Here is a 20,866-nt window from a genome sequence, read left to right as displayed (position 1 = left end):
GTCAGTCCTCCTCTTCGGTTGCGTTGGCGCCGCTGGGATCATCAATGCCGTAACGCTCGATCTTGGCGCGCAGGCCGACGCGGCTGAGGCCCAGTTCGGCGGCGGCGCGGCTTTTGTTCCAGCGATGGCGGGTCAGGGTTTCGCGCAGGATGCGCATTTCCACCAGTTCCACACGGTCCTTCAGCGTGCCCTCGCGGGTCAGGATCGGGTCCAGCGCGCGGTCGGCGCCATCCTCGCCGGGATCGGCCTGCAGGATATGGCGCGAGATCAGATCGGCCCCCAGAAGCGGATCCTGCGCGAAGATCAGCATGCGCGTGACCTCGTTTTCCAGCTCGCGCAGATTGCCGGGCCAGTCGTAATTTTCCAGAAATCCCAGCGCCACATCGTCAAAGCCGCGAACCTGTTTGCCGTGCAGGCTGGCGGCGTCAAACAGGCAGGCGGTGGCAAGGATCGCGACATCACCACGCCGCCCGCGCAAGGGCGGGACGGTGATTTCCCCCGCCGAAATCGCATAGCCCAGATCGGTGCGCAGCCGCCCTTCGGCCATCAGCGCGCGCAGATCGCCGGTCAGCCCGCAGATCAGGCGCAGATTGCTGCGTATCGCTTCATGCCCGCCAAGGGGAAGAAATGCGCCCTCGCGCAGAACCCGCATCAGCGCCATCTGCATTTTCGCGCTCAGGCTTTCCACGCCCCCCAGATAAAGCGTGCCGCGATCGGCCTTCTGCAACAGCCCGATGCGGTTCGTGGCCAGCCCCGGCACCGCGCCCCGCCGCGCGCCGAACAGTTCCAGTTCCAGCAACTCATCCGGCAGTCCCGCGCAATTGAGCGCCAGAAACGGCTTTTCCGCCCGCAAGCTCGCATGATGCATCGCGCGGGCAAGCTCCTGTTTGCCCGTGCCAGCCTCGCCCGAGAGCAGCACCGAAATGTCGAAACTGGCATATTGCCGGGCCATCTCGACCACCGCATTCATGCGCGATTGCGGGCTGCGCAGGATCGCGTCAAACCCCTGCCGTTCGCGCAGGTCGCGGCGGCGCTTTTCCAGTTTGGTCTCGGCTGTGGTGCCCAGATGCTTCATTTCCAGCGACAGGCGTTCATGTTCGCGCGTCATTGCGAACAGATCGGCGGCATTGCGCGCGGCCATCAATAGCTGGTCCGGATGCCAGGGCTTGGTCAGGAACTGATAGATGCCCGCGGCGTTGATCGCCTCGGCCATATCGCCGGGATCGGTATAACCGGTCACGATGATGCGCACGATTTCGGGCCAGCTTTCGCGCACCTCGGTCAGAAATTGCACGCCGGTGCGCCCCGGCATGCGCTGGTCACAGAATATGACCTGTACCCATTCCTCGCGCAGGAGCGTCATCGCCTGATCGGCGCTGTCCGCGGTCAGGATGTCGAAATCATCTTCCAGCGCCATGCGCATCGAGGCCAGCGAATGCGGCTCATCATCCACAAGCAGGATCGCGGGGCGGGCCGAGCGGGTCATGACCGCGCTTTCACGCGCAGCCCCGCACGCAGCCACTCCAGCCAGGCCGCCAACCCCTCGCCGGTGCGGGCCGAGACGCGCAGCACCGTGATATCGGGATTGATGCGCCTGAGGTTCGCCTCATAGGCGTCCAGATCGGCATCGCAATGGGGCGCAAGGTCGGTCTTGTTCAGGATCGCGAGTTTCGCGACGGTGAACATATCGGGGTATTTCAGCGGCTTGTCCTCGCCCTCAGTGACCGACAGGATCGCGACCTTGGCATCCTCGCCCAGATCAAAAGCCGCCGGGCAGACCAGATTGCCGACATTCTCGATGAAAAGCAGGCTTTGTGGCGCAAGATGCAGATCATCCATCGCATGGCCCACCATATGCCCGTCGAGATGGCAGCCCTTGCCGGTATTGACCTGCACCGCCCGCGCCCCGGTCGCGCGGATGCGCTCGGCGTCATGGCTGGTCTGCTGGTCGCCCTCGATCACCGCCAAAGGTTGATCGCCCAGCGCTTCGATGGTCTTGCACAGAAGCGTCGTCTTGCCGGAGCCGGGCGAGGAGACGAGGTTCACGGCGAATGCTTGGAGCGCGGCCAGCACGCGCCGGTTCGAGGCGGCATAGCTGTTGTTCCTGGCCAGAATATCGGTCTCGATCTGGATCAGGCGCGACTGCGACATGCCCGGCACCGAGACCCCGGCGGCGCCTTGCCCGTAATGGTGGTGGTCATGGTCCGCGCCATGGCTATGGTTGTGGTCATGATCGCCATGCGCGTGGTCATGGGCATGGCTGTGGCTGTGCTCATGCGTGCGGGCATGGGTCAGATCACCATGGTCATGCGCATGTGCATGGCTATGGGCATGGGCCTTGCCACCGATCTTCGGCCCGGAACTGCATCCGCAAACAGTGCACATCAGATCACCTCCATATCCTTGATCCGCATCTCATCCCCGCCCTGCGGCATGATCTTGCCGCTGCCGCAAAGCGGGCACGGGTCCAGCCGGTCGGCAATCTCGACCGTCTCGCCGCAATCGTAGCAGAGCGCCCGGCCCGGCAGGTCGATCATCTCGATCCCGGCCCCTTCGGCGCTGGAGCCGCGCAGCACCACGTCCAGAGCAAATTCCAGCGCCGGTTTCTCGACCCCCGCGAAGCGCCCGATTTCCAGCCGCAGGGTCGTCACGCGCTCGAACCCATGCGCGGCGGCCTGCGCGTCGATGATCTGGCGGATGCCTTCGGCGAGCGACATTTCATGCATGGCCCACCTCGGGCAGTTTCACCGGCAGGCAGGGATCATGCAGCGCGACCAGCAAGGGCGCAAGCGCGGGCTGATCGAGCGCGCTGAGCGTGCGGCGCAAGCTGCCACCGGGGGCGAGCATGTGATCCGTGGGGGTGATGCGGCAGATCCGCGTGATCCGGCCCTGATCCATGTCCAGCCGCAGCGCATAGACGCCGCGCGCGGCGGGCACCAGCGCCATGCCATCGGCGCGCATCGCGGGCGGGGGCAATGCGCTGCAGGCGGCGGCTTCGGCATCAAGGATGCGGCCCAGCAGACGCCAGAGCGGCCCGCGCCCCGCCAGTGTCTCGGCCTGCCGCAGGAGGGCGTTCCCGGCATGTCGGGCGGCGGGGCTGTTTTCGAGCGGGGCCATGCTGTCGGCATTCTCGGCGGTGACAAAGGGCAAGGGATCAACCTGCGCCTGTTGCCCGAAGCGGGCCGAAATGCGCGCGACCAAGGGCGCAAGCCCCTGCGTTGACGCCAGCCATTGCGCCAGCAGCACCGGGCGCGCACCACCCCAGAGCGCAGAGGCGATATCGGGGCTTTTCTGCCAGCCCTGGGGCAAGGGCAGCGCGGGCAGACCCGCAGCGCGCGGCAGAGTGATGAAAAGCGCGAGCAGATGATCGCGCAGCACCTCGCGCGCAAGGCTCTCTTGCGCATCGGGCGCAGTGGGCAGGCCCAGCGACAGGCGCGCGGCCATGCCCTGCGCGGCGCTGCACAGGTTGAACAGGCGCGGCAACAGCTCGGCGGCCTGCGCCGCGGGTTTGCCATGCAAGAGCACCCCCAGCGCAGGCGGGTCGGGCAGGTCAAACGACCAGCCCAGCCCGTCAAAGGTGATCTGCAGCGCCCCGTCCATCGCGTCAGACCTGCCCGGTGATGAAGGCGCGGCGCTCCAGCGGGCGCGCTTTCGCCAGTTTCGGGGGCGCGATCTGCGGGACGTCAGACTTCGGCAAGGGTTGCGCGGCATCTTCCAGCCGTTCCAGCGCGCTCGGGTCGAACAGCCCCACCATGACCGCGCGCGCCACATCCACGGCCTGCATCTGGCTGTTGAACTCAGTCATCGGCGAAAACAGCGAGCAGGCCTTGTAGCCGCCCACCTGTTCGCGGGCGTTATGGATGAACTCATACTGGCCAGAGGGAAAGCCGATCAACTCCTTTGCGCCCGGCTGCAATGCTGTCCAGTTATCCTGCGGCCCCGCCAGCAGCACCAGATTCATGAACCACGGCGCGATCAGCACGCCTAAGAAATGCCCGCCCCAGGGCTGGAAGCCCACGGCCTGCACATGCAGCGATTGGTTGCAGAGCGGCACATCGCGCATCTTGCCGTGATAGATCTCGCGGAAATCGGCTTCCAGCCGGGCGACGGCGGCTTCCATCGCATCCGGTGCCGCGCCTGCGTCGCGCAGGACCATGAATTGCTCGGCCGCAGCCCCGCAGCCGGGGCAGGTCCAGTCATGGGGCAGCGCGGTGAAGGGCGTGCCGGGGCTGATCTGGCGGGTTTCATCGCCCAGCGCAGGGTCATAGACATGCCAGCAGATCTTGCATTCCAGCACGGCGGCGGCAGAGATTTTCGCGCCTGCGCCAAGGTAGGAGCCCTCGAAACGCGGAGTAGTCATGCCATCGCCCTCCGGACTTCGCGGATGCGGTCTGCACTGTCGGCAATATCCTCTGGCCCGGCAATCGCGACTTCGGGCATCTGCGTGACCTCCCATGTATCGAGGATCAGCGTGTCCGAGGAATTGAAGAACTGCACCCGCCAGACATGCGGCATGGCGCTCGCGGTGATGCGGCAATTGCCATAGCCGCGCGACAGGATCGTGACCGCACCCTCGCCCAGCACCCGCGCCATATGGTCCAGATCCTCGGGCGTATGCGGCAAGAGCGTCAGGTTCACGACATGGATTTCCGCGCCGGGCCGGTAACTCGCTGACTTGTCGCCAAGTTCTGCCAGCAGCGCAGGCGCATTGACCACACCGGGCGCGCGGGGCGCATCGGGGGTCGTGGCGCGGTGGGGCTGATGGGCGCGGGTGACGGCCAGTTCGGGCACCGGCGCGACCTCGATCAGATCAATGTCCGCGCCTTGCAGCACCCAGACGCCCGCAAAGACACTTTCCTGCACCGCCACCGCAGGCACCCCGCGCAGCCTCATAGACACCTCGCCATGACCAAGCGTTTCGGCCAAGAGCCTGCGCGCCGGGGCCGCAAGGCCCGCAAGCGCGATCTGCGCCCGCCCCCCCTCGCGCGCCACCAGATCGCAGGCTTGCGCGACCTGATCCAGCACCGCCAGCGCCGGGGCCAGACTGTCGGGATCCTCGATCTCGGGCATATGGGGCACATAGGTACGCATGCCCGAGGGCAGCGCGATATATTCCAGTGCCTCGTCAGTCGATTGCGAGCCGGGGCCGAAACCGGCGGGCGGCAGGGTGAAGGGGCTTTGCATGGGCTACACCTCGGCTTTGGCGGTCAGGATCTGGGGAATTCGGGTCAGGTAATCGTCCCAGTCGCGGATCTTGGCGATGCCGCCAAGGAACTGATCCTCGTCATAGAACAGGAAGGACGGGGTTTTCAGCACGCGGGTTTCCTCGCGCAACCCCGCCTCGATCGCATCTCCCACCAGCGCGCAATCGAAGCGGCCCTGAAACGCCTGCCGCAGTTCCGGCAGGATCACGGCGGCATCCGCTGTTTCGAGATTGCGCGCCGGATCACCGGGGATGAACAGGCAATGCAGGCCGGGTTGGGCCAGATGGGCGGCCAGCGCGTCGGGGCTGTCGAGCAAGGGCCAGCCGAATTCCGTCGTCAGGCGGGTCAGAAGCGGGTGGGACATGGGGCCTCCTCAGCCAGTGGAACAGCCCGCATCAAGCGCGGCCTGAAGATGGGGGGGAAGGCTGGGCGCGCGGGCGTCCAGATCGGCAAAGGCATCGCCCAGCGCATCGCCCGCCATCAGCGCGCGCAAACCATCGAGCGCGGCCATGATCTGCCGCGCTTCCGCCTCGGTGATGACCTCGCGCGCGCAGCCCAGATGCGTCAGCAGCCATGTGCCGGGGGAGACATCGCCCACGAGCGACAGATCCACGGTCTCGCGCCGCGCGCCATCCGAGCAATCGGCGGCGATCCCGTTGACCGCGATGACCTGCATGGGGGTTCCGACACACATGCGGATCAGGCTTTCACAGGAAAGAAACGGTCATCGCCGATCCGGCAGGCCGCATCTTCCGAGGGGCGCCCGGCCTCATAGGCGTCGCGCGCGATGGACGGGTCGGCCAGATCACCGGTCGCGGTGCGGCCCGGTCGGACCTCCACGCCCCAATGGCGCAGCCGTTGGAGCGCGATTTGCACCGCCGGTTCGATCTGTGCGGCGGTCAGCGGGCGCAATCCGCCGCCGTAATCTTCCAGCTCGACCGGCTGCACGCCGATCAGCAGCATCTGGCCCGGGCAATAGCCCATCAGTTGCGCGGTGGCGATGACGTCCTGAAACCCGGTCTGGTGCAGGCTCATCTTCTTCGCCCCCATGAATGCAGGCACTTCGTCATTCTCGACGATCTTCATGCTGCCGGGGGCCAGCCCGTAATCGACCGCATCGAAGACGATCAGCGCATCGGCCTGTTCCAGAAAGGGCAGCAGATAGAGGCCCTGCGTGCCGCCATCCATCAAATGCACGCATTCGGGCAAGGCCCAGTTCTCGGCCAGATACTCGATGCAGCGCACGCCGAAACCTTCATCGGCCCAGAGCAGATTGCCGATGCCCAGCACCAGAATGCGGGCGGGGGTGTTGTCGCTGGCCACGGGTTCCTCCCTCTTGCCGGGCTGGCTGGTCGCAAGCTTTGCAGCCGCGACTGATGGCAGAGTATAACTTTCCATGCGAGGGGGATGCAGGTTTTTCGCTTCCCGGACGAAAAACGTAATCATCTGAAAGATATGTATAAAACGGGCATTCTGCGGCATACCGCATCGCGGCGCGGTGGTCATCTGGTTTCCAGTATTGCAAAAACCGATCACAAGCCTTGCAGCATCCGCCATGAAAAACGGCCCCGCAGGGCCGTTCTCAGGCGCAGTGATTCACCGGCGCGTCAGTCCGGGCGATCATCCTTGAAGGTGCGGTGCCCCGAGACCATGGTCGAGATGATCGACTGGCGCGACATGATATCCTCGCGCACCGCGACATAGATATGCACGATCACAAAGACCACGATCGCCCACATACCCATCCGGTGCAGCATATGCACATCAAGGCTGTTTCCGGCCAGCGGGATGACCCAGCCAAAGGCCCGATACATCCAATGGCCCTGCCCCTGCCCTTCGGCATAGAGCGCGAAACCGGTGATGATCATGAAGACCGTCGCCACTGTGATGAAGAAGAACATCGCAAGCTGCGCCAGCGGGTTATGGCCCTCATATTTCCTGGGCTCTTTCGCCATGAACAGATACCAGCGGATTTCAAACCAGACCTCGGTCCAGAAAGGACGTGACCAAAAGGGGAAGGTGAACAATTGCCGCGCATGATGGTTGCCGACAAAGGCCCAATATAGCCTGCCGAAGAAGCCCACGGTCAGCACCATCCCGGCGGCGAAATGCACGAAGCGCAGATAGCCGAAGAAGAACTGATAGGTGGCCTCGGCGCCCGTGAAACTGGGTAGCGGCCTGCCGATGAAATAGCCGGTGACGCATAGGACAAGGATTGCGAAAGCGTTGATCCAATGCCAGATGCGCACCGGCGCCTCATAGACATAGACCGAGGTCTGCTTATGCGTGCCCGCCTTGTGGAAGGGGGTCGCCAGATCCCCGCCGGGTTCGGGATCGGAATGAACATTCATCTCGCACCCCCTTTCAGCGCACGCGCACAGTGGTCAACTCGTCGCCATCGGGCGACATGACATGCGTGGAACAGGCAAGGCAGGGATCGAAACTGTGCAGCGTGCGCAGCACCTCGACCGGCTCGTCGGGCCGTTCCATCGGCGTGTTCATCAGGCTTGCTTCAAACGCGCCGATATTGCCTTGCAGATCGCGGGGCGAGCCGTTCCATGTTGTCGGCACCACGCATTGATAATTCTCGATGCGCCCGTCCTTGATCCGGATCCAATGCCCCAAAGCGCCGCGCGGGGCTTCGGTCATGCCGACGCCCTTGGCTTCCTTGGGCCAGGTCTTGGGATCCCATTTTTCCACATTGGCCGTATGCGTGTCGCCATTGCGGATATTGGCGACCAGCTTGTCGAAGAAATATTTCTGCAAGCGCCCGCAATATTCCGATTCCAGCGCCCGCGCCGCGGTGCGGCCCAGCGTCGAGAATACCGCCTCCAGCGGCAGGTTCATGGTGCGCAAGAGCCCGTCCACCTGATCCTTGATATCCTCGTGGCCTTTTGCATAACCCACGACATAGCGGGCCAGCGGTCCCACCTCCATCGCGTGACCACGCCAGCGCGGGGCCTTGATCCAGCTGTATTTCGCGGCCTCGTCCAGTTCCTTGATATCGGTGCGCGTGCCCTTGGCATTGGGGCCAAGCACATATTGCGCCTCGGATATCCCGTCCCATGGGTGCAGGCCCCGGCCCGGCTGGCCATAGGTGTACCAGCTATGATCAACGAATTCCTGCACCTGTTCGGGGTCGCGCGGATCGACATCATGCACTTGCGACAGGTCGCCATTGATGATCGCCCCGCGCGGCAGGTGCAACTGACCGGCGCTGAAATCATTGGCATTCTCCGGGATATCGCCATAGGCCAGACAGGCTTGCGACGAAAGCCCCCCACCATGCAGCCATGTGCGGTAGAAATTGCCGATGGCGATGACATCAGGGATATAGACGTTGTTGTTGAACTCGATGCATTTGTCGATGATGGAACTGGCCAGATTCAGCCGCTCCATATTGATCGCGCCGGTCGCGCCCACGCCATCCATATTGATCGGGCACGGCACACCGCCCACCAGCCAGTTCGGATGCGGGTTCTTGCCGCCAAAGATGGTGTGGATCTTGGCCACTTCACGCTGCAGATCCAGCGCCTCAAGATAATGCGTCGTCGCCATCAGATCGGCTTCGGGCGGCAATCTATAGGCCGGGTTGTCCCAATAGCCGTTCTTGAAAATCCCCAACTGGCCGGATTCGACGAATTTCTTCAGCCGGTTCTGCACGTCGCGGAAATAGCCCGGAGAGGAGAGCGGATGCGCCGGGCTGACCATCTGCTGCAGCTCAGAGGTTGCTTTAGGATCGGCACGCAAGGCATTGACAGGATTGACCCAATCCAGCGCGTGCAGGTGATAGAAATGCACGATATGATCATGGATCTGCAGGTTCAGCTGCATGATGTTGCGGATCGAATTGGCATTCTCGGGGATCGCGATGCCCAGCGCATCCTCGACCGCGCGGACTGATGTCAGCGCATGCGTCCCGGTGCAGACCCCGCAGATACGCTCGGTAAAGGCCCATGCATCGCGCGGGTCACGCCCCTTGAGGATCACCTCAAGCCCGCGCCACATGGTCCCCGTGCTGACTGCGTTGCGGATCACACCATCCTCATCGACATTGATCTCGCAGCGCATATGGCCCTCGATCCGCGTCACCGGGTCGATGACGATGCGGCGGCCGGATTTGTCCATCATGTAGCCATTCGGTGTTTCCAGCATGGATTATGCCTCCTCTTTGGCGGCTTTGGCCGCATTGGACTGGCCCACGGCCTTTTGCTGCGCGCGCCGGAGCGCCGAGAGGGCCGCATGGGCCGCCACCGCGCCCCCGACCACGCCCGCCGCCGCAAGCCCCACCCGGTCGGCATTGGCCTCGACCCCGAATTTGGTGATATCGGTCACACGGTCGTAGAAACTGCCCTGATCCCAGAACCCGTCCTCGGAACAGCCGATACAGCCATGGCCGGACTGGATGGGGAAGCTGACACCTTCGTTCCAGCGCACGGTCGAGCAGGCGTTATAGGTGGTCGGCCCCTTGCAGCCGACTTTATACAGGCAATAGCCCTTGCGCGCGCCCTCATCATCCCAGTTCTCGACGAACTGGCCTGCGTCGAAATGCGGGCGGCGGTAGCATTTGTCATGGATGCGCTGCGAATAGAACATCAGCGGGCGGCCCTGCCGGTCCAGCGCGGGCATGCGGTCGAAGGTTACCATATAGGTGATCACGCCGGTCATCACCTCGGCAATCGGCGGGCAACCCGGCACCTTGATGATGGGCTTGTCGGTAATGACCTTGTGGATGGGCGTGGCCTGCGTCGGGTTGGGGCTTGCGGCCTGCACACAGCCATAGGACGCGCAGGCCCCCCAGGCGATGATCGCCTTCGCATCCTTGGCCACGCGTTTCAGCTTGTCCACGAAGGGCTTGCCGCCCGAGATGCAGAACATCCCGTCTTCATTCAGCGGCGGGTTGCCCTCGACCGCCAGAATGTAGTTGCCCTTGTATTTGGCGATGGTCTCTTCCAGCACCGCCTGCGCGGCCAGCCCGGACGGGGCCATCAGGAGTTCATCATAGTCGAGACTGATCATGGACAGGATCACATCCTTGGCCAATGGGTGGCCCGAGCGGATGAAGCTTTCGGAGCAGCAGGTGCATTCCAGCCCGTGCAGCCAGATGACCGGGGTGCGGGGCTTGGTTTCCATCGCATGGGCGATTTTCGGCACAAAAGCGGGACCAAGCCCCAGCGCGGTCGCGGTCAGGGTGCAGTATTTCATGAAACTGCGCCGCGAGATGCCCTGCGCGCGCATCACCTCGTAAAAGGTTTCGATTCGGTCATTTGGCGTGTCGGGCATGGGTCTTCGGGCCTCCTCCGGTCTGCACTGCGAAATTCCTGAAAAAAATGCCTCAGCCTTGGGCGGCATGGCAGGAAAAACGCCCGTTTGCTGTGCAGTCGCATAAGGCGCTGAAAAGATGCAGCTTTGCACGCAGAGCTCCGGCCCGGCCCCGGTGAGGGGGTTTCCAGTATGATTTTGCAGCGGAAACAGGCTTTCCACAGCGCTGTGTGCCGCCGCATGCAGCCGCTCGTCGGGGCGCTTGACGGATGGCGCAAGGGGCGTATGACAAATGCTGTAGTTCTTCATACCGAAGGAAAGATCCTGCCCATGACCCGCGTTTTCGCGCTTGCCACAATGGCCATATGCGCCAGTTTTTCCGTTCATGCGGGCAGCCTGACGCTCTTTGCCAGTGGCGAGGATCTGGCGACCGAGGGCTTTACCGCCCCGCAACTGACCAAGGATGGCTGGGCGCTGGAATTCACCCGCATCACAGCCACTTTCGACCAGATCACCGCGTGGCAGACCGATCCCCCCTTCATGGCCGATGGCCCCGCGATCACCGGCACGGCGCTGCTCATTGCAGGCCCCTTCACGGTGGATCTGACCGATGCCGATGAGGATGACCGCGTGGCGCTGCTGCGCGTCGAGGCCGCGCCCGGTCACTACAATGCGCTGTCATGGGCACTGGTCCCGGATGCCGATGGCTTTTCACTGGTGCTGGAGGGGATCGCGCGCAAGGACGTGCGGGAAGTGCCTTTCACCCTGCGCAGCGCCGACAGCGTGGCCCATGCCTGCAGTGAATATCTGGGCGACACCCGCAAGGGTTTCGTGACCGACACGACCGGGGCCGATCTGGAAATCACCCTGCATCTCGATCACCTCTTCGGCCGCGCAGACAAGGATGACGCGGATGAGATGAACCTTGCCGCTTTCGGGTTTGAGCCTTTCGCGGCGGGGGGCGTGCATGAGTTTACGCTGGACGGGCTGCATCTCGGTCATGTCGGCGAAGGGCATTGCCATGTCTCAATGCTTTAGGCGTGTTGCAGCAACGGCATTCGCGGCGGGGCTTTGTGCCCCGCTTTCCGCGTTTTCCCATGCCGCGCTGATCGAGGCCGAGACCGCACAGGCCATCCGCCTGCATGCCCTCTACGATACCGGCGAGCCGATGTCGCATGCGCAGGTGATCATCTATGCGCCGGACGACCCCTCGACCCCCTGGGGTCAGGGGGTTACGGATCGCGACGGGCGGCTGGAGTTTGTGCTGGGGAACGAGCCGGGGCGCTGGAGCTTTCAGGTCCGCCAGTCCGGGCATGGCGCGATGGTGCATATGGAGATTGGCGCGGATGCTCCTGTGATCATGACCGCAAGCAGCGCGCAGGGCTGGGGCCAGCGTCTGCTGATGGTGGCGCTGGTCGCATGGGGGGCTTTGGGAACGGCGGCTTTCGTCTATCGCCGCAAAGGGGGCCGCAATGCATCTGCCTGACGGGATCGTGCCGGTGGACATGGCGCTGGCGGGCTATGCGGCCAGCGCGGGGTTGGTGGCGCTCGCGCTGCACCGGATCAAGGCGCTGCCCGACCCGCAGGCCGAGATCCCGCGCGTGGCCATGCTGACGACGGTCTTCTTCGCGGCCTCGCTGATCGCGGTGCCGGTGCCGCCTGCCAGCGTGCATCTGATGTTGGCGGGGCTGATGGGGGTGATGCTGGGCTGGTTCGCGCTCCCCGCCATCATGGTCGGGCTCTTCCTGCAGGCGATGTTGTTCGGCCATGGCGGGATCACGGCGCTGGGGCTGAACGGCCTGATTCTCGGGGCGCCTGCGCTGCTGGCCTTTGGCCTCTGGCGTCAGATCGGCGGGCGCTGGCCGGACGTCGCCGCCTTCCTCGCGGGCAGCGGCGCGGTTCTGGCGGCCTTGGCGCTGTTTGCTGCCATCGTGCTGGCGGGGCTGCCTGCGGTCATCGACGCCGGTGCCGAGCGGATGGCACTTCTGGTCCTGATCGCTGCGCATCTGCCGCTCGCACTGGCCGAAGGCGTGATCGTGATGACGCTCTTGCGCGTGCTGCGCCGGGTCGAGCCGCGGCTGGTGCCGCATGGCTGAGGCTTCGCCCCGCGCGCGGCTGGTGATCGCGCTGCTGCTGGCCTTTGGCATTGCCTCCGTGCAGGGTCTGGCGGTGCTGCCCTGGGTCATCGCGCTTGCGGTCGCGGTTGTGCTGGCCTGCGGTCACTCGCGGCTGGTGCTGCGCCGGATGCGCGGCCCTGCGGCTCTGGCGCTGGGGCTGGCACTGGTCCTGCCGCTGATTTCGGGCGGGGCGGTGTTGGCGCAGCTTGGCCCGCTCACCCTGCGGCTCGAAGGTTTGCAGGCCGCAGCCCTGATCGCGGGGCGCTTGCTGGCGATTGTCGCGGTCACACTGGCGCTGCTGGCCCCGCTTACCCCACTGCAACTGGTGGCGGGTCTGCGGGGCTTGCGCCTGCCTGCGCTGATGAGCGATCTGGCGCTGCTGACCCTGCGCTATCTCGATGAGGTGCGAACTGACCTGCGCCGCGCGCAGCTGGCGCGACAATTGCGCGGCGGGCGCGGGGGCTGGCATGCCCTGCCCGATCATGCCCGCCTGCTCGCGACAAGCCTGATCCGCGCGCAGGCACGGTCGGAACGGCTCTGGGCCGCGATGCGGCTGCGCGGCTATGGCGCGGGGCTGGCGCCGCCCCTTGCCCCCTTGCAGGCGCGCGACTGGGCGGCAATCACTGGGGCGGCAATCCTTGCCTGCGGGGTGATATGGCTGGACCGGATCCTGTGAACGCGCTGGATCTCCATAGCCTCTCGGTCGGCTGGCCGGGACATGCGCCGGTGCTGAAGGGTCTGTCCTTCGCCCTGCCGCGTGGGGCGCATGTCGGGCTGGTCGGGCCGAATGGCGCGGGCAAGACAACGCTGTTTCACACCATCGCCGGGGTGCTGCCCGCGCAGCAGGGCGCGGTGCAGGTCATGGGCCGTGCCGTAGTGCCGGGGCAGTTCCGCTCTGAAACCGCGCTGGTGTTCCAACAGGCCGAGGACCAGCTTTTCTGCCCCACGCTGATCGAGGATGTCAGCTTCGGCCCGCGCAATCTGGGGCTGGCCGAGGCCGAGATCACCGCACGGGCGCGTGACGCGCTGGATGTCTGCGGGCTGACCGGACTGGAGGACCGCCCAGTGCATCACCTCTCGGGCGGCGAGAAGCGGCGGGCCTGTATCGCGGGCGCGCTGGTCATGCAGCCCAATCTGCTGCTGCTGGATGAGCCCTCTGCCGCGCTGGATATGCGCCAGCGGCGGCGGTTGATCGCGCTTCTGGCAGGGATGGATCAGGCGATGCTGATCGCCAGCCATGATCTGGAACTGGTGCTGGAACTCTGCCCGCGCGTGATCGTGATCGATCAGGGCCGAATCTGCGCTGATGGCCCCGCCCCCGAGGTGCTGGGCAATGCGCGGCTGATGGAGGCGCATGGGCAGGAAGTCCCCCATTCCCTGACGCCCCATCACGGCGCCGGGCACCGGCATCGCCATGGCTGAGAGGGGCCACAGACATGACAAGCCAGTGGTTTGGCCCAGGCAACTGCGCTACTGTGGGCCTATGGAACCGGATCTGCCGCCCCTCGCCACGACCTCGCCGCTGCTGCGGCATCTGGACACACGCCTTGCCGATCAGACCTGGGCCGAGGTGATCGCGGCGATGGATCGCAACTATGCCGAACTGGTGGCCTATCAGGAACGGCTGGAGGCGCAGAATACCGAATTGCAATCCATGCGCGGCTTTCTGGAATCGGTGCTGGCCTCGGTCTCGGATGTGCTGATCGTGGCCTCGCGCCTCGGGCGGATCGAGCAGGTTTCAGCCTCGCTCAGTGCGCGGATGGGGCAGGATGCGGCCAGCCTGCAGGGGCGCGAGGTGGCGGGGCTCTTTACCGATGCGCCCGCGCTGCAGCGCGCGCTGGATGACTGCCGCGTCGGGCGCGCGCCGATCTCGGTCGAACTGGAACTGGCCGCCCTGCCCGAGCCCATGCCCCATGAACTGGTGATCGCCCCCCGCCGCGACGACCGGGGCCGGGTTGCGGGCTTCGTGCTGACCGGGCGCTCGGTCGGCGAATTGCGGCAGGCCTATCAGGCGCTGGCGCAGAGCCATGACGAGCTGAAGGCGATGCAGGGGCAATTGGTGCGCAATGAGAAACTTGCCTCGCTGGGGCGGCTGCTGGCGGGGGTGGCGCATGAATTGAACAACCCGATCAGCTTTGTCTATGCCAATGCCCATGCGCTGGAACGCTATGCCACCAAATTCGAGACCTATTTCGACCGCGTGACCGAAGGCGCGAGCCGTGACGAGCTGATCGCGCTGCGCGAGGAATTGCGCCTCGACCGCGAGTTGCGCAACCTGCGCGACGCGGTGCGCGGCGCGCGCGAGGGCGCCGAGCGGGTGCGCGATATCGTGGCCGATCTGCGCCGCCTGTCGGCGGATGGCGCGGGCGAGATCGCACAGTTCGATCTGGTCGAGATCGCCCGCGTCGCCGCGAAATGGGTGCTGCGCGAGCGCGCGGGCGATGTGGTGCTGGAACATGCAGGCTGTGACAGTCTGATCCTGCAGGGGCGCGCGGGGCATATTCAGCAGGTGGTGATGAATCTGGTGCAGAATGCGCTTGATGTGCTCGAAGACCAGCCCGGCGGGCGCGTGGTGCTGACCTGCGGCAAGGAAGGCACGCAGGCGGTGTTGCAGGTGGCCGATAATGGCCCCGGCATCGCGCCCGAGCTGCAGGCGATGATCTTCGATCCGTTCTTCACCACCAAGCCCGTGGGCAAGGGCACGGGGCTGGGCCTGTCGATCAGCCACAAGATCGCGCAGGAACATGGCGGCAGGCTGATCCTGTGCCCGGACGCGAGGACCGGGGCCTGTTTCCGGCTGGAATTGCCGCTGACGGCGGATGCAGGGGGCGCGGCATGAACCTGCTCTGGCTTCAGGCTTCGGGCTGTGGCGGCTGCACCATGTCGCTGCTCTGCGCTGAAAACCCCAATGTATTCGACACGCTGACGGGCGCGGGCATCCGGGTGCTGTGGCATCCGGCGCTGAGTCTGGACAGCGGCGCGGAAGTGCGCAGGCTGCTGGACCGGATCGCGGCGGGCGAGATCGCGCTTGATCTTTTGTGCATCGAGGGGGCGATCGCGCGCGGGCCGAAGAATAGCGGACGGTTCCAGATGCTGACCGGCACGGGCCGGTCGATGATGGACTGGGTGCAGGATCTGGCCCCCCGCGCGCGCCATGTCATCGCGGTGGGAAGCTGCGCAGCCTTTGGTGGGGTGACATCGGCAGGTGACAACCCCTCCGATGCAGTGGGCCTGCAATATGAGGGCAGCCATCTTGGCGGCTTGCTGCCGCCGGGTTTCCGCGATCCGACCGGGCTGCCGGTGATCAATGTCGCAGGCTGCCCCACGCATCCGGGCTGGGTGCTGGAGACGCTGATGCTGCTGGCCGCAGGCGCTATGCGCGCGCCGGATCTGGATGGCTATGCCCGCCCGCGCTTCTTTGCCGATCATCTGGTGCATCATGGCTGCCCGAAAAACGAATTTTACGAATACAAGGCCAGTGCGCGCAGTCTGTCGGATATGGGCTGCATGATGGAGCATCTGGGCTGTATCGGCACGCAGGCAGTGGGCGATTGCAATATCCGGCCCTGGAACGGGTCGGGATCCTGCACCTCGGGGGGATACCCTTGCATCAACTGCACCGCGCCCGAATTCGAGAACCCGCGCCATGCTTTCACCCAGACGCCGAAACTCGCGGGCATCCCGGTGGGCCTGCCCACGGATATGCCGAAAGCCTGGTTCATGGCGCTGGCCTCGCTCTCGAAAGCCGCAACGCCCGAGCGGATCGCGCGCAATGCGGTCTCGGACCGGGTGGATGTGCCGCCCACTCTGCGAAAGCCGCGCCCATGAGCGCGGCCAAACTGGTGGTCGGCCCGTTCAACCGGGTCGAGGGCGATCTGGAAGTGCATCTGGAGATCACCGACGGGTCGGTGGCGAAAGCGCGGGTCAATGCACCGCTCTATCGCGGGTTTGAACGCATGCTGACCGGGCGCGACCCGCGCGATGCGCTGACGATCACCCCGCGCATCTGCGGGATCTGCTCGATCAGCCAATCCGCCGCAGCGGCGCGCGCGCTGGGCGATGCGATGGGGCTTGCGCCCACGCCGCAGGGCGCGCAGATGGCGGCGCTCATTCACGCGGTCGAGAATGTCAGCGATCACCTGACGCATTTCTACCTGTTCTTCATGCCAGATTTCACCCGCCCCGCCTATGCAGGCCATGACTGGCACGATGCAGTCATCCAGCGCTTCACGGCGATGGAAGGCTCTGGCGCGCGGCGCGCGGTCGAGGCGCGGGCTCAGCTCATCCATATTCTGGGGCTGATGGCGGGGAAATGGCCGCATGTGCTGGCGATCCAGCCCGGCGGGGTGACGCGCACCCCCACGGGCGCGGAACGCATGCGCATCATCGCGACCCTGCGCGGGTTCCGGCGCTTTCTGGAGGCGGACCTCTTCGGCGCGAGCCTGGAAGAGTTCATGACCCTGCCCTCGCAAGATGCGCTGCTAAGCTGGGACAGGGGTGATGCAGGGCTGTTCCTGCGCGCTGCCGTCAGCCTCGATCTGGCGGACATGGGGCGCGGCGCGGGGCGCTATCTGAGCTTTGGCGCCTATCCGCTGGACCACGGTTTCGGCTTCGCGCGCGGGCTGTGGCAGGAGGGCGCGCTTGGGGAGGTGCCGCTGGACGCGATTGCCGAGGATGTGAGCCATGCCTGGATGCTGGGCACGGCGCTGCACCCGGCGGAAGGGCTGACCGAGCCGGACCATGAGATGCGCGACCAGGCCTATAGCTGGTGCAAGGCGCCGCGTCTGGCGGGGCTACCGGTAGAATGCGGGGCGCTGGCGCGGCAGGTGATCGACGGCCATCCGCTGGCCCGCGATCTGGCGGCACAGGGCGGCGGGGTGCTGGCGCGTGTGGGCGCGCGGCTGCTGGAAATCGCGCGCACGCAAATCCTGATGGAAAGACTGGCGCAGGAGATCGACCCGGCGGCGCGCTTCATGGCGCAGGGCAATATCCCGGCCGAGGGCGCGGGTGTGGGGCTGGTCGAAGCCGCGCGCGGCGCGCTGGGCCATTGGCTACGCATCGAGGGGGGGCGGATCGCCTCCTATCAGATCATCGCGCCAACGACCTGGAATTTCAGCCCGCGCGACGAAGGCGGCCAGCCGGGACCGCTGGAGGCGGCATTGGTGGGGGCCAAGGTGCGGACAGGTGAGGACACGCCGCTCGCCGTGCAGCATATCGTGCGCAGTTTCGATCCCTGCATGGTCTGCACAGTGCATTGAAAGAAGGCAGGGGGGGCGCTGCCCCCCCTGCACCCCCCCGGAGTATTTTCAGCAAGAAAATGGGATGATGGACCAAGCTTTGCGGATCAGGGTCAGGGGACAGGTGCAGGGCGTGGGATTCCGGCCTTTCGTCTGGGCGCTGGCGCGTCGATTGGACTTGCGCGGTTGGGTGCTGAATGACGCGGGCGGCGTGCTGATTGCAGCCGAAGGGGCCGCGCTGGAGGCGTTTATCGAGGGCCTGCGCCTTGAGGCCCCGCCCTTGGCGCGGGTCGATGCGATCGAGGTCACGCCGCTTGGTCCAGAGGACTTGCCCGAGGGCTTCGAGATCATCGCCAGTGCCGGGGGCGCAGTGCGCACCCGCGTCACCCCCGATGCCGCGACCTGCCCGGCCTGTCTGGCCGAAATCCGCGACCCGGCGGCGCGGCGCGCGGGCTATGCCTTCACCAATTGCACCCATTGCGGGCCACGTTTCTCGATCCTGAAACATCTGCCCTATGATCGCGCGCAGACCACCATGGCAGGGTTCACGCTCTGCGCCGCATGTGGCGCGGAATATGCCGACCCGGCGGATCGCCGCTTCCATGCCCAGCCGATCGCCTGCCCCGCCTGTGGCCCGCGCCTGTGGTTCGAACAGGGCGGCGTTGAAATCGCGGGCGACGCGCTCTCGCTGGCGGTGGCGGCGCTGGCCAAGGGGCAGATCCTCGCCATCAAGGGCTTGGGCGGGTTCCATCTGGCCTGCGATGCGCGCTCGGAAACGGCGGTCGCACTCTTGCGCGCGCGCAAGCGCCGCCCGAGCAAGCCTTTCGCACTGATGGGCAGGCTGGAGATGATCCGCGCAAGCTGCGCGCTCTCCGACGCGGAAGCCGCGCGGTTGCAGAATGCGGCGGCCCCGATCCTGCTGCTGGCGCGTCACAGCGATACGCTCGCCCCCGCCATCGCGCCGGGCCAGAATACTCTGGGCTGGATGCTGCCCTATACCCCGCTGCATCATCTTCTGATCGACGGCTTCGACGCGCCCCTGGTGATGACCTCGGGCAATCTCTCGGGCGAGCCGCAGGTTATCGGCAATGACGAGGCCCGATTGAAACTGGCCGCTTTCGCCGACGGGTTTCTCATGCATGACCGCGATATCGCCCGCAGGCTGGATGATTCCGTCGAGCGGATCACACCCCATGGCCCGATGGTGCTGCGCCATGCGCGCGGGCGGGCGCCCAGCACGCACCCCATGCCGCCGGGCTTTGAGGATGCGCCGCAGGTGCTGGCCATGGGCGGGCAGATGAAAGCCGCCTTCTGCCTGACGCGCGAGGGCGAGGCGCTTCTGTCGCATCATCTGGGCGATCTGGAGGATCCGCTGACATGGGAGGAATATGAAAAGGCGCTCACAGATTACACTGCGCTTTTCGACCATGCCCCGGCCCTTGTTGTGGTGGATGCGCATGAAGGGTTTCGCGCCACGCAGGCCGGGCGCGCCTTGGGCCTGCCGCTGCGCGCGGTTTATCACCATCATGCACATCTGGCCGCCTGTCTGGGCGAACATCTCTGGCCGCGCGACGGGGGCCGGGTCGCGGCGATCATACTGGACGGGCTGGGGCTGGGGCCGGATGGCACGATCTGGGGCGGCGAGCTGCTCCTGGCCGATTACGCGGGTTTCGAGCGGATCGCCTGGCTGGAACCCGCCCCCCTGCCCGGCGGCGATCTGGCCCAGCGCGAGCCCTGGCGCAATGCGCTGATGCGGCTGGACGCGGCGGGGCTGGGCGCTGTTGCGGACCGGCTTTTCGCGGAGGCCCCGCGCGCGCTGGTGCGGCAGGCCGTGGCGGCGGGGATCAATGCGCCGCGCTCCAGTTCCGCCGGGCGGCTGTTCGATGCAGTGGCGGCGGTCCTCGGCCTCTGCCCGGCGCGGATCAGCCATGAGGCGGAAGCCGCGATGGCGCTTGAAGCGCAAGCATGCCGCGCGGGGCGCGCGCCCCCCTATCCGATCGGGGACGGGGCGCAGATCGCGACCGCGCCGCTTTTTCAGGGCATTTGCGCCGATCTGGCGGCGGGTCGTTCCGTGGCGGAGATCGCCGCGCGCTTCCATGTGACACTGGCCGAAAGCCTCGCGGCCCGCGCGCGGGATCTGATCGCGCAGGGCGCGGCAGAGGCGGTGGTGCTCGCGGGCGGGTGTTTTCAGAACGCGCTGCTGCTGGATTGCACTTTGCGGGCGCTGGCGGGGCATCGGGTGATGGCGCATCAGAGCCTGCCCGCCAATGACGGCTCTCTGGCCTTTGGTCAGGCTCTGGTAGCGCTGGCCACGCCCGCCTGAGGCGCATGAGTGCGTTTCCGCCGACACGGAAAGGTGAGCCCCGGCAGGGTGGGAGAATCCGTCCCGCCCCGGTAGAGCGCCCGGCGTCATCACTACCGCCGGAGACCTGAATGCCCGCCCTCGATACGCCCGCTTTTCTGAACCGCCGTCGCTTTCTGACCGGGGCCGCCGCCACGCTGACCGCGCTCGGCGCCGCGCCCGCACAGGCGCTGCCCTTCCTGCGCCGCACCGCCGAACCCGAGACCCGTGCCCAGCGCAGCCTGTTCATGGTGCATCAGCGCACCGGAGAGGTGTTCGAGGAAGTGTATTTCAACGGCGAGACCTATCTGCAGGAGCCGCTCGACCGTTTCGCAGCCTTCGCCCGCGACATGCGCACCGGCGAGATGGGCGCAATGGATCCGCATCTGATGGATATGGCCCATGAGTTGCAACATCTGATCGGGGCGCAGGAGCCGCTGATCCTGACGCATGGCTTCCGCTCCTCCGCGCGGGGGGTGCGGCGTGGGGCTGCGAATTCGCGCCACCATCATGGACAGGCGCTGGATCTGGCCCATCCCCGGCTGCGCGCGGGCGAGTTGCATCGCCATGCGGCAGCGCTTGGCCGCGGCGGGCTGGGGCGCTACCGCACCTTCGTGCATATCGACACCGGGCCCACAAGGCGCTGGTAAGCCCCCTGCCCTGCCCGCGCAGGAAACCCGTACCTCTCTGCCGACTATCTCCGGA

Annotated in this window: 22 protein-coding genes; 10 read left to right on the top strand and 12 right to left on the bottom strand. The window is 65.8% G+C overall.

All coding sequences use genetic code 11. The annotated features are described in order from the left end of the window. Window position 1: 1 nt before the first annotated feature. The 12 genes from BG457_RS07370 to BG457_RS07315 form a co-directional block, all read right to left on the bottom strand. A complete protein-coding gene (locus BG457_RS07370; RefSeq protein WP_071796374.1) occupies window positions 2–1,486 on the bottom strand; it encodes a sigma-54-dependent transcriptional regulator in 1,485 nt (494 codons plus the stop codon). Further along, on the bottom strand, window positions 1,483–2,385 hold the full coding sequence (hypB, locus tag BG457_RS07365; protein WP_071796373.1) for a hydrogenase nickel incorporation protein HypB: 903 nt from the start codon (window positions 2,383–2,385) through the stop codon (window positions 1,483–1,485). Before hypB ends, BG457_RS07370 begins: the two co-directional genes overlap by 4 nt. Continuing rightward, window positions 2,385–2,726, bottom strand: coding sequence for a hydrogenase maturation nickel metallochaperone HypA (gene hypA / locus BG457_RS07360; protein WP_071796372.1), 342 nt, complete (start codon window positions 2,724–2,726; stop codon window positions 2,385–2,387). Before hypA ends, hypB begins: the two co-directional genes overlap by 1 nt. After that, window positions 2,719–3,600, bottom strand: coding sequence for a hypothetical protein (locus BG457_RS07355; protein WP_084657527.1), 882 nt, complete (start codon window positions 3,598–3,600; stop codon window positions 2,719–2,721). Before BG457_RS07355 ends, hypA begins: the two co-directional genes overlap by 8 nt. A 4-nt stretch (window positions 3,601–3,604) precedes the next feature. Continuing rightward, a complete protein-coding gene (hybE, locus tag BG457_RS07350) occupies window positions 3,605–4,360 on the bottom strand; it encodes a [NiFe]-hydrogenase assembly chaperone HybE (RefSeq protein ID WP_071796371.1) in 756 nt (251 codons plus the stop codon). Beyond that, complete coding sequence (locus BG457_RS07345; RefSeq protein WP_071796370.1) at window positions 4,357–5,184, bottom strand: hydrogenase expression/formation protein; 828 nt, start codon at window positions 5,182–5,184, stop codon at window positions 4,357–4,359. The genes hybE and BG457_RS07345 overlap by 4 nt, the downstream gene beginning before the upstream one ends. Window positions 5,185–5,187: 3 nt before the next feature. Further along, window positions 5,188–5,568: a thioredoxin domain-containing protein gene (locus tag BG457_RS07340; protein WP_071796369.1), complete on the bottom strand. Its 381-nt coding sequence runs from the start codon at window positions 5,566–5,568 to the stop codon at window positions 5,188–5,190. 9 nt (window positions 5,569–5,577) lie between these two features. After that, complete coding sequence (locus BG457_RS07335) at window positions 5,578–5,898, bottom strand: HypC/HybG/HupF family hydrogenase formation chaperone (RefSeq protein ID WP_071796368.1); 321 nt, start codon at window positions 5,896–5,898, stop codon at window positions 5,578–5,580. Between the two features lie 5 nt (window positions 5,899–5,903). Further along, window positions 5,904–6,527 (bottom strand): HyaD/HybD family hydrogenase maturation endopeptidase, encoded by a 624-nt coding sequence (locus BG457_RS07330; RefSeq protein WP_245770949.1) that lies wholly within the window; start codon window positions 6,525–6,527, stop codon window positions 5,904–5,906. A 284-nt stretch (window positions 6,528–6,811) separates the two neighbouring features. Continuing rightward, window positions 6,812–7,555 (bottom strand): Ni/Fe-hydrogenase, b-type cytochrome subunit, encoded by a 744-nt coding sequence (gene cybH, locus BG457_RS07325; RefSeq protein WP_084657526.1) that lies wholly within the window; start codon window positions 7,553–7,555, stop codon window positions 6,812–6,814. Window positions 7,556–7,568: 13 nt separating this feature from the next. After that, window positions 7,569–9,359 (bottom strand): nickel-dependent hydrogenase large subunit, encoded by a 1,791-nt coding sequence (locus BG457_RS07320; protein ID WP_071796367.1) that lies wholly within the window; start codon window positions 9,357–9,359, stop codon window positions 7,569–7,571. A 3-nt stretch (window positions 9,360–9,362) separates the two neighbouring features. Continuing rightward, entirely contained in the window at window positions 9,363–10,487 is a 1,125-nt protein-coding gene (locus BG457_RS07315) for a hydrogenase small subunit (RefSeq protein WP_071796366.1), read from the bottom strand. A gap of 309 nt (window positions 10,488–10,796) precedes the next feature. Here BG457_RS07315 and BG457_RS07310 point away from each other — a divergent pair, with 309 nt between their 5' ends. From BG457_RS07310 to BG457_RS07265, 10 genes are all read left to right on the top strand, one after another. After that, entirely contained in the window at window positions 10,797–11,504 is a 708-nt protein-coding gene (locus BG457_RS07310; RefSeq protein WP_139257603.1) for a hypothetical protein, read from the top strand. After that, entirely contained in the window at window positions 11,488–11,952 is a 465-nt protein-coding gene (locus BG457_RS07305; protein ID WP_071796364.1) for a hypothetical protein, read from the top strand. The genes BG457_RS07310 and BG457_RS07305 overlap by 17 nt, the downstream gene beginning before the upstream one ends. Then, a complete protein-coding gene (gene cbiM / locus BG457_RS07300; protein WP_071796363.1) occupies window positions 11,939–12,562 on the top strand; it encodes a cobalt transporter CbiM in 624 nt (207 codons plus the stop codon). The genes BG457_RS07305 and cbiM overlap by 14 nt, the downstream gene beginning before the upstream one ends. Further along, complete coding sequence (locus tag BG457_RS07295) at window positions 12,555–13,259, top strand: energy-coupling factor transporter transmembrane component T family protein (RefSeq protein WP_071796362.1); 705 nt, start codon at window positions 12,555–12,557, stop codon at window positions 13,257–13,259. Before cbiM ends, BG457_RS07295 begins: the two co-directional genes overlap by 8 nt. Then, on the top strand, window positions 13,238–14,005 hold the full coding sequence (locus tag BG457_RS07290; RefSeq protein WP_071796361.1) for an energy-coupling factor ABC transporter ATP-binding protein: 768 nt from the start codon (window positions 13,238–13,240) through the stop codon (window positions 14,003–14,005). Before BG457_RS07295 ends, BG457_RS07290 begins: the two co-directional genes overlap by 22 nt. Window positions 14,006–14,165: 160 nt before the next feature. Further along, window positions 14,166–15,422, top strand: coding sequence for a sensor histidine kinase (locus BG457_RS07285; protein WP_245770951.1), 1,257 nt, complete (start codon window positions 14,166–14,168; stop codon window positions 15,420–15,422). Beyond that, window positions 15,419–16,411, top strand: coding sequence for an NADH-quinone oxidoreductase subunit B family protein (locus tag BG457_RS07280; protein ID WP_071796360.1), 993 nt, complete (start codon window positions 15,419–15,421; stop codon window positions 16,409–16,411). The genes BG457_RS07285 and BG457_RS07280 overlap by 4 nt, the downstream gene beginning before the upstream one ends. Beyond that, window positions 16,408–17,841 carry a nickel-dependent hydrogenase large subunit gene (locus BG457_RS07275; protein ID WP_071796359.1) on the top strand — a complete coding sequence of 478 codons (1,434 nt, stop codon included), beginning with the start codon at window positions 16,408–16,410 and terminating at the stop codon, window positions 17,839–17,841. Before BG457_RS07280 ends, BG457_RS07275 begins: the two co-directional genes overlap by 4 nt. Before the next feature lie 67 nt (window positions 17,842–17,908). Continuing rightward, window positions 17,909–20,143 (top strand): carbamoyltransferase HypF, encoded by a 2,235-nt coding sequence (gene hypF, locus BG457_RS07270; RefSeq protein WP_071796408.1) that lies wholly within the window; start codon window positions 17,909–17,911, stop codon window positions 20,141–20,143. A gap of 110 nt (window positions 20,144–20,253) precedes the next feature. Then, window positions 20,254–20,811 (top strand): YcbK family protein, encoded by a 558-nt coding sequence (locus tag BG457_RS07265; RefSeq protein ID WP_084657524.1) that lies wholly within the window; start codon window positions 20,254–20,256, stop codon window positions 20,809–20,811. The last annotated feature ends 55 nt before the right edge of the window (window positions 20,812–20,866 follow it).

Source organism: Natronohydrobacter thiooxidans (assembly GCF_001884735.1).
GTDB classification, from domain to species: Bacteria; Pseudomonadota; Alphaproteobacteria; order Rhodobacterales; family Rhodobacteraceae; genus Roseinatronobacter; species Roseinatronobacter thiooxidans_A.
The sequence above is the reverse complement of the archived record's forward strand: the minus strand, read 5'-3'. Positions and strand labels throughout refer to the sequence as shown.

Bases quoted from the DNA above. Each gene is read 5' to 3' on its own strand.
- cbiM (WP_071796363.1), top strand. From the start codon at position 11,939: ATGCATCTGCCTGACGGGATCGTGCCGGTGGACATGGCGCTGGCGGGC.
- hypB (WP_071796373.1), bottom strand. From the start codon at position 2,385: ATGTGCACTGTTTGCGGATGCAGTTCCGGGCCGAAGATCGGTGGCAAG.
- BG457_RS07275 (WP_071796359.1), top strand. From the start codon at position 16,408: ATGAGCGCGGCCAAACTGGTGGTCGGCCCGTTCAACCGGGTCGAGGGC.
- BG457_RS07335 (WP_071796368.1), bottom strand. From the start codon at position 5,898: ATGTGTGTCGGAACCCCCATGCAGGTCATCGCGGTCAACGGGATCGCC.
- BG457_RS07280 (WP_071796360.1), top strand. From the start codon at position 15,419: ATGAACCTGCTCTGGCTTCAGGCTTCGGGCTGTGGCGGCTGCACCATG.
- BG457_RS07310 (WP_139257603.1), top strand. From the start codon at position 10,797: ATGACCCGCGTTTTCGCGCTTGCCACAATGGCCATATGCGCCAGTTTT.
- BG457_RS07320 (WP_071796367.1), bottom strand. From the start codon at position 9,359: ATGCTGGAAACACCGAATGGCTACATGATGGACAAATCCGGCCGCCGC.
- hypA (WP_071796372.1), bottom strand. From the start codon at position 2,726: ATGCATGAAATGTCGCTCGCCGAAGGCATCCGCCAGATCATCGACGCG.
- BG457_RS07345 (WP_071796370.1), bottom strand. From the start codon at position 5,184: ATGCAAAGCCCCTTCACCCTGCCGCCCGCCGGTTTCGGCCCCGGCTCG.
- BG457_RS07340 (WP_071796369.1), bottom strand. From the start codon at position 5,568: ATGTCCCACCCGCTTCTGACCCGCCTGACGACGGAATTCGGCTGGCCC.
- hybE (WP_071796371.1), bottom strand. From the start codon at position 4,360: ATGACTACTCCGCGTTTCGAGGGCTCCTACCTTGGCGCAGGCGCGAAA.
- BG457_RS07290 (WP_071796361.1), top strand. From the start codon at position 13,238: ATGGCTGGACCGGATCCTGTGAACGCGCTGGATCTCCATAGCCTCTCG.
- BG457_RS07370 (WP_071796374.1), bottom strand. From the start codon at position 1,486: ATGACCCGCTCGGCCCGCCCCGCGATCCTGCTTGTGGATGATGAGCCG.
- BG457_RS07265 (WP_084657524.1), top strand. From the start codon at position 20,254: ATGCCCGCCCTCGATACGCCCGCTTTTCTGAACCGCCGTCGCTTTCTG.
- BG457_RS07305 (WP_071796364.1), top strand. From the start codon at position 11,488: ATGTCTCAATGCTTTAGGCGTGTTGCAGCAACGGCATTCGCGGCGGGG.
- cybH (WP_084657526.1), bottom strand. From the start codon at position 7,555: ATGAATGTTCATTCCGATCCCGAACCCGGCGGGGATCTGGCGACCCCC.
- BG457_RS07355 (WP_084657527.1), bottom strand. From the start codon at position 3,600: ATGGACGGGGCGCTGCAGATCACCTTTGACGGGCTGGGCTGGTCGTTT.
- BG457_RS07295 (WP_071796362.1), top strand. From the start codon at position 12,555: ATGGCTGAGGCTTCGCCCCGCGCGCGGCTGGTGATCGCGCTGCTGCTG.
- BG457_RS07285 (WP_245770951.1), top strand. From the start codon at position 14,166: ATGGATCGCAACTATGCCGAACTGGTGGCCTATCAGGAACGGCTGGAG.
- BG457_RS07315 (WP_071796366.1), bottom strand. From the start codon at position 10,487: ATGCCCGACACGCCAAATGACCGAATCGAAACCTTTTACGAGGTGATG.
- hypF (WP_071796408.1), top strand. From the start codon at position 17,909: ATGGACCAAGCTTTGCGGATCAGGGTCAGGGGACAGGTGCAGGGCGTG.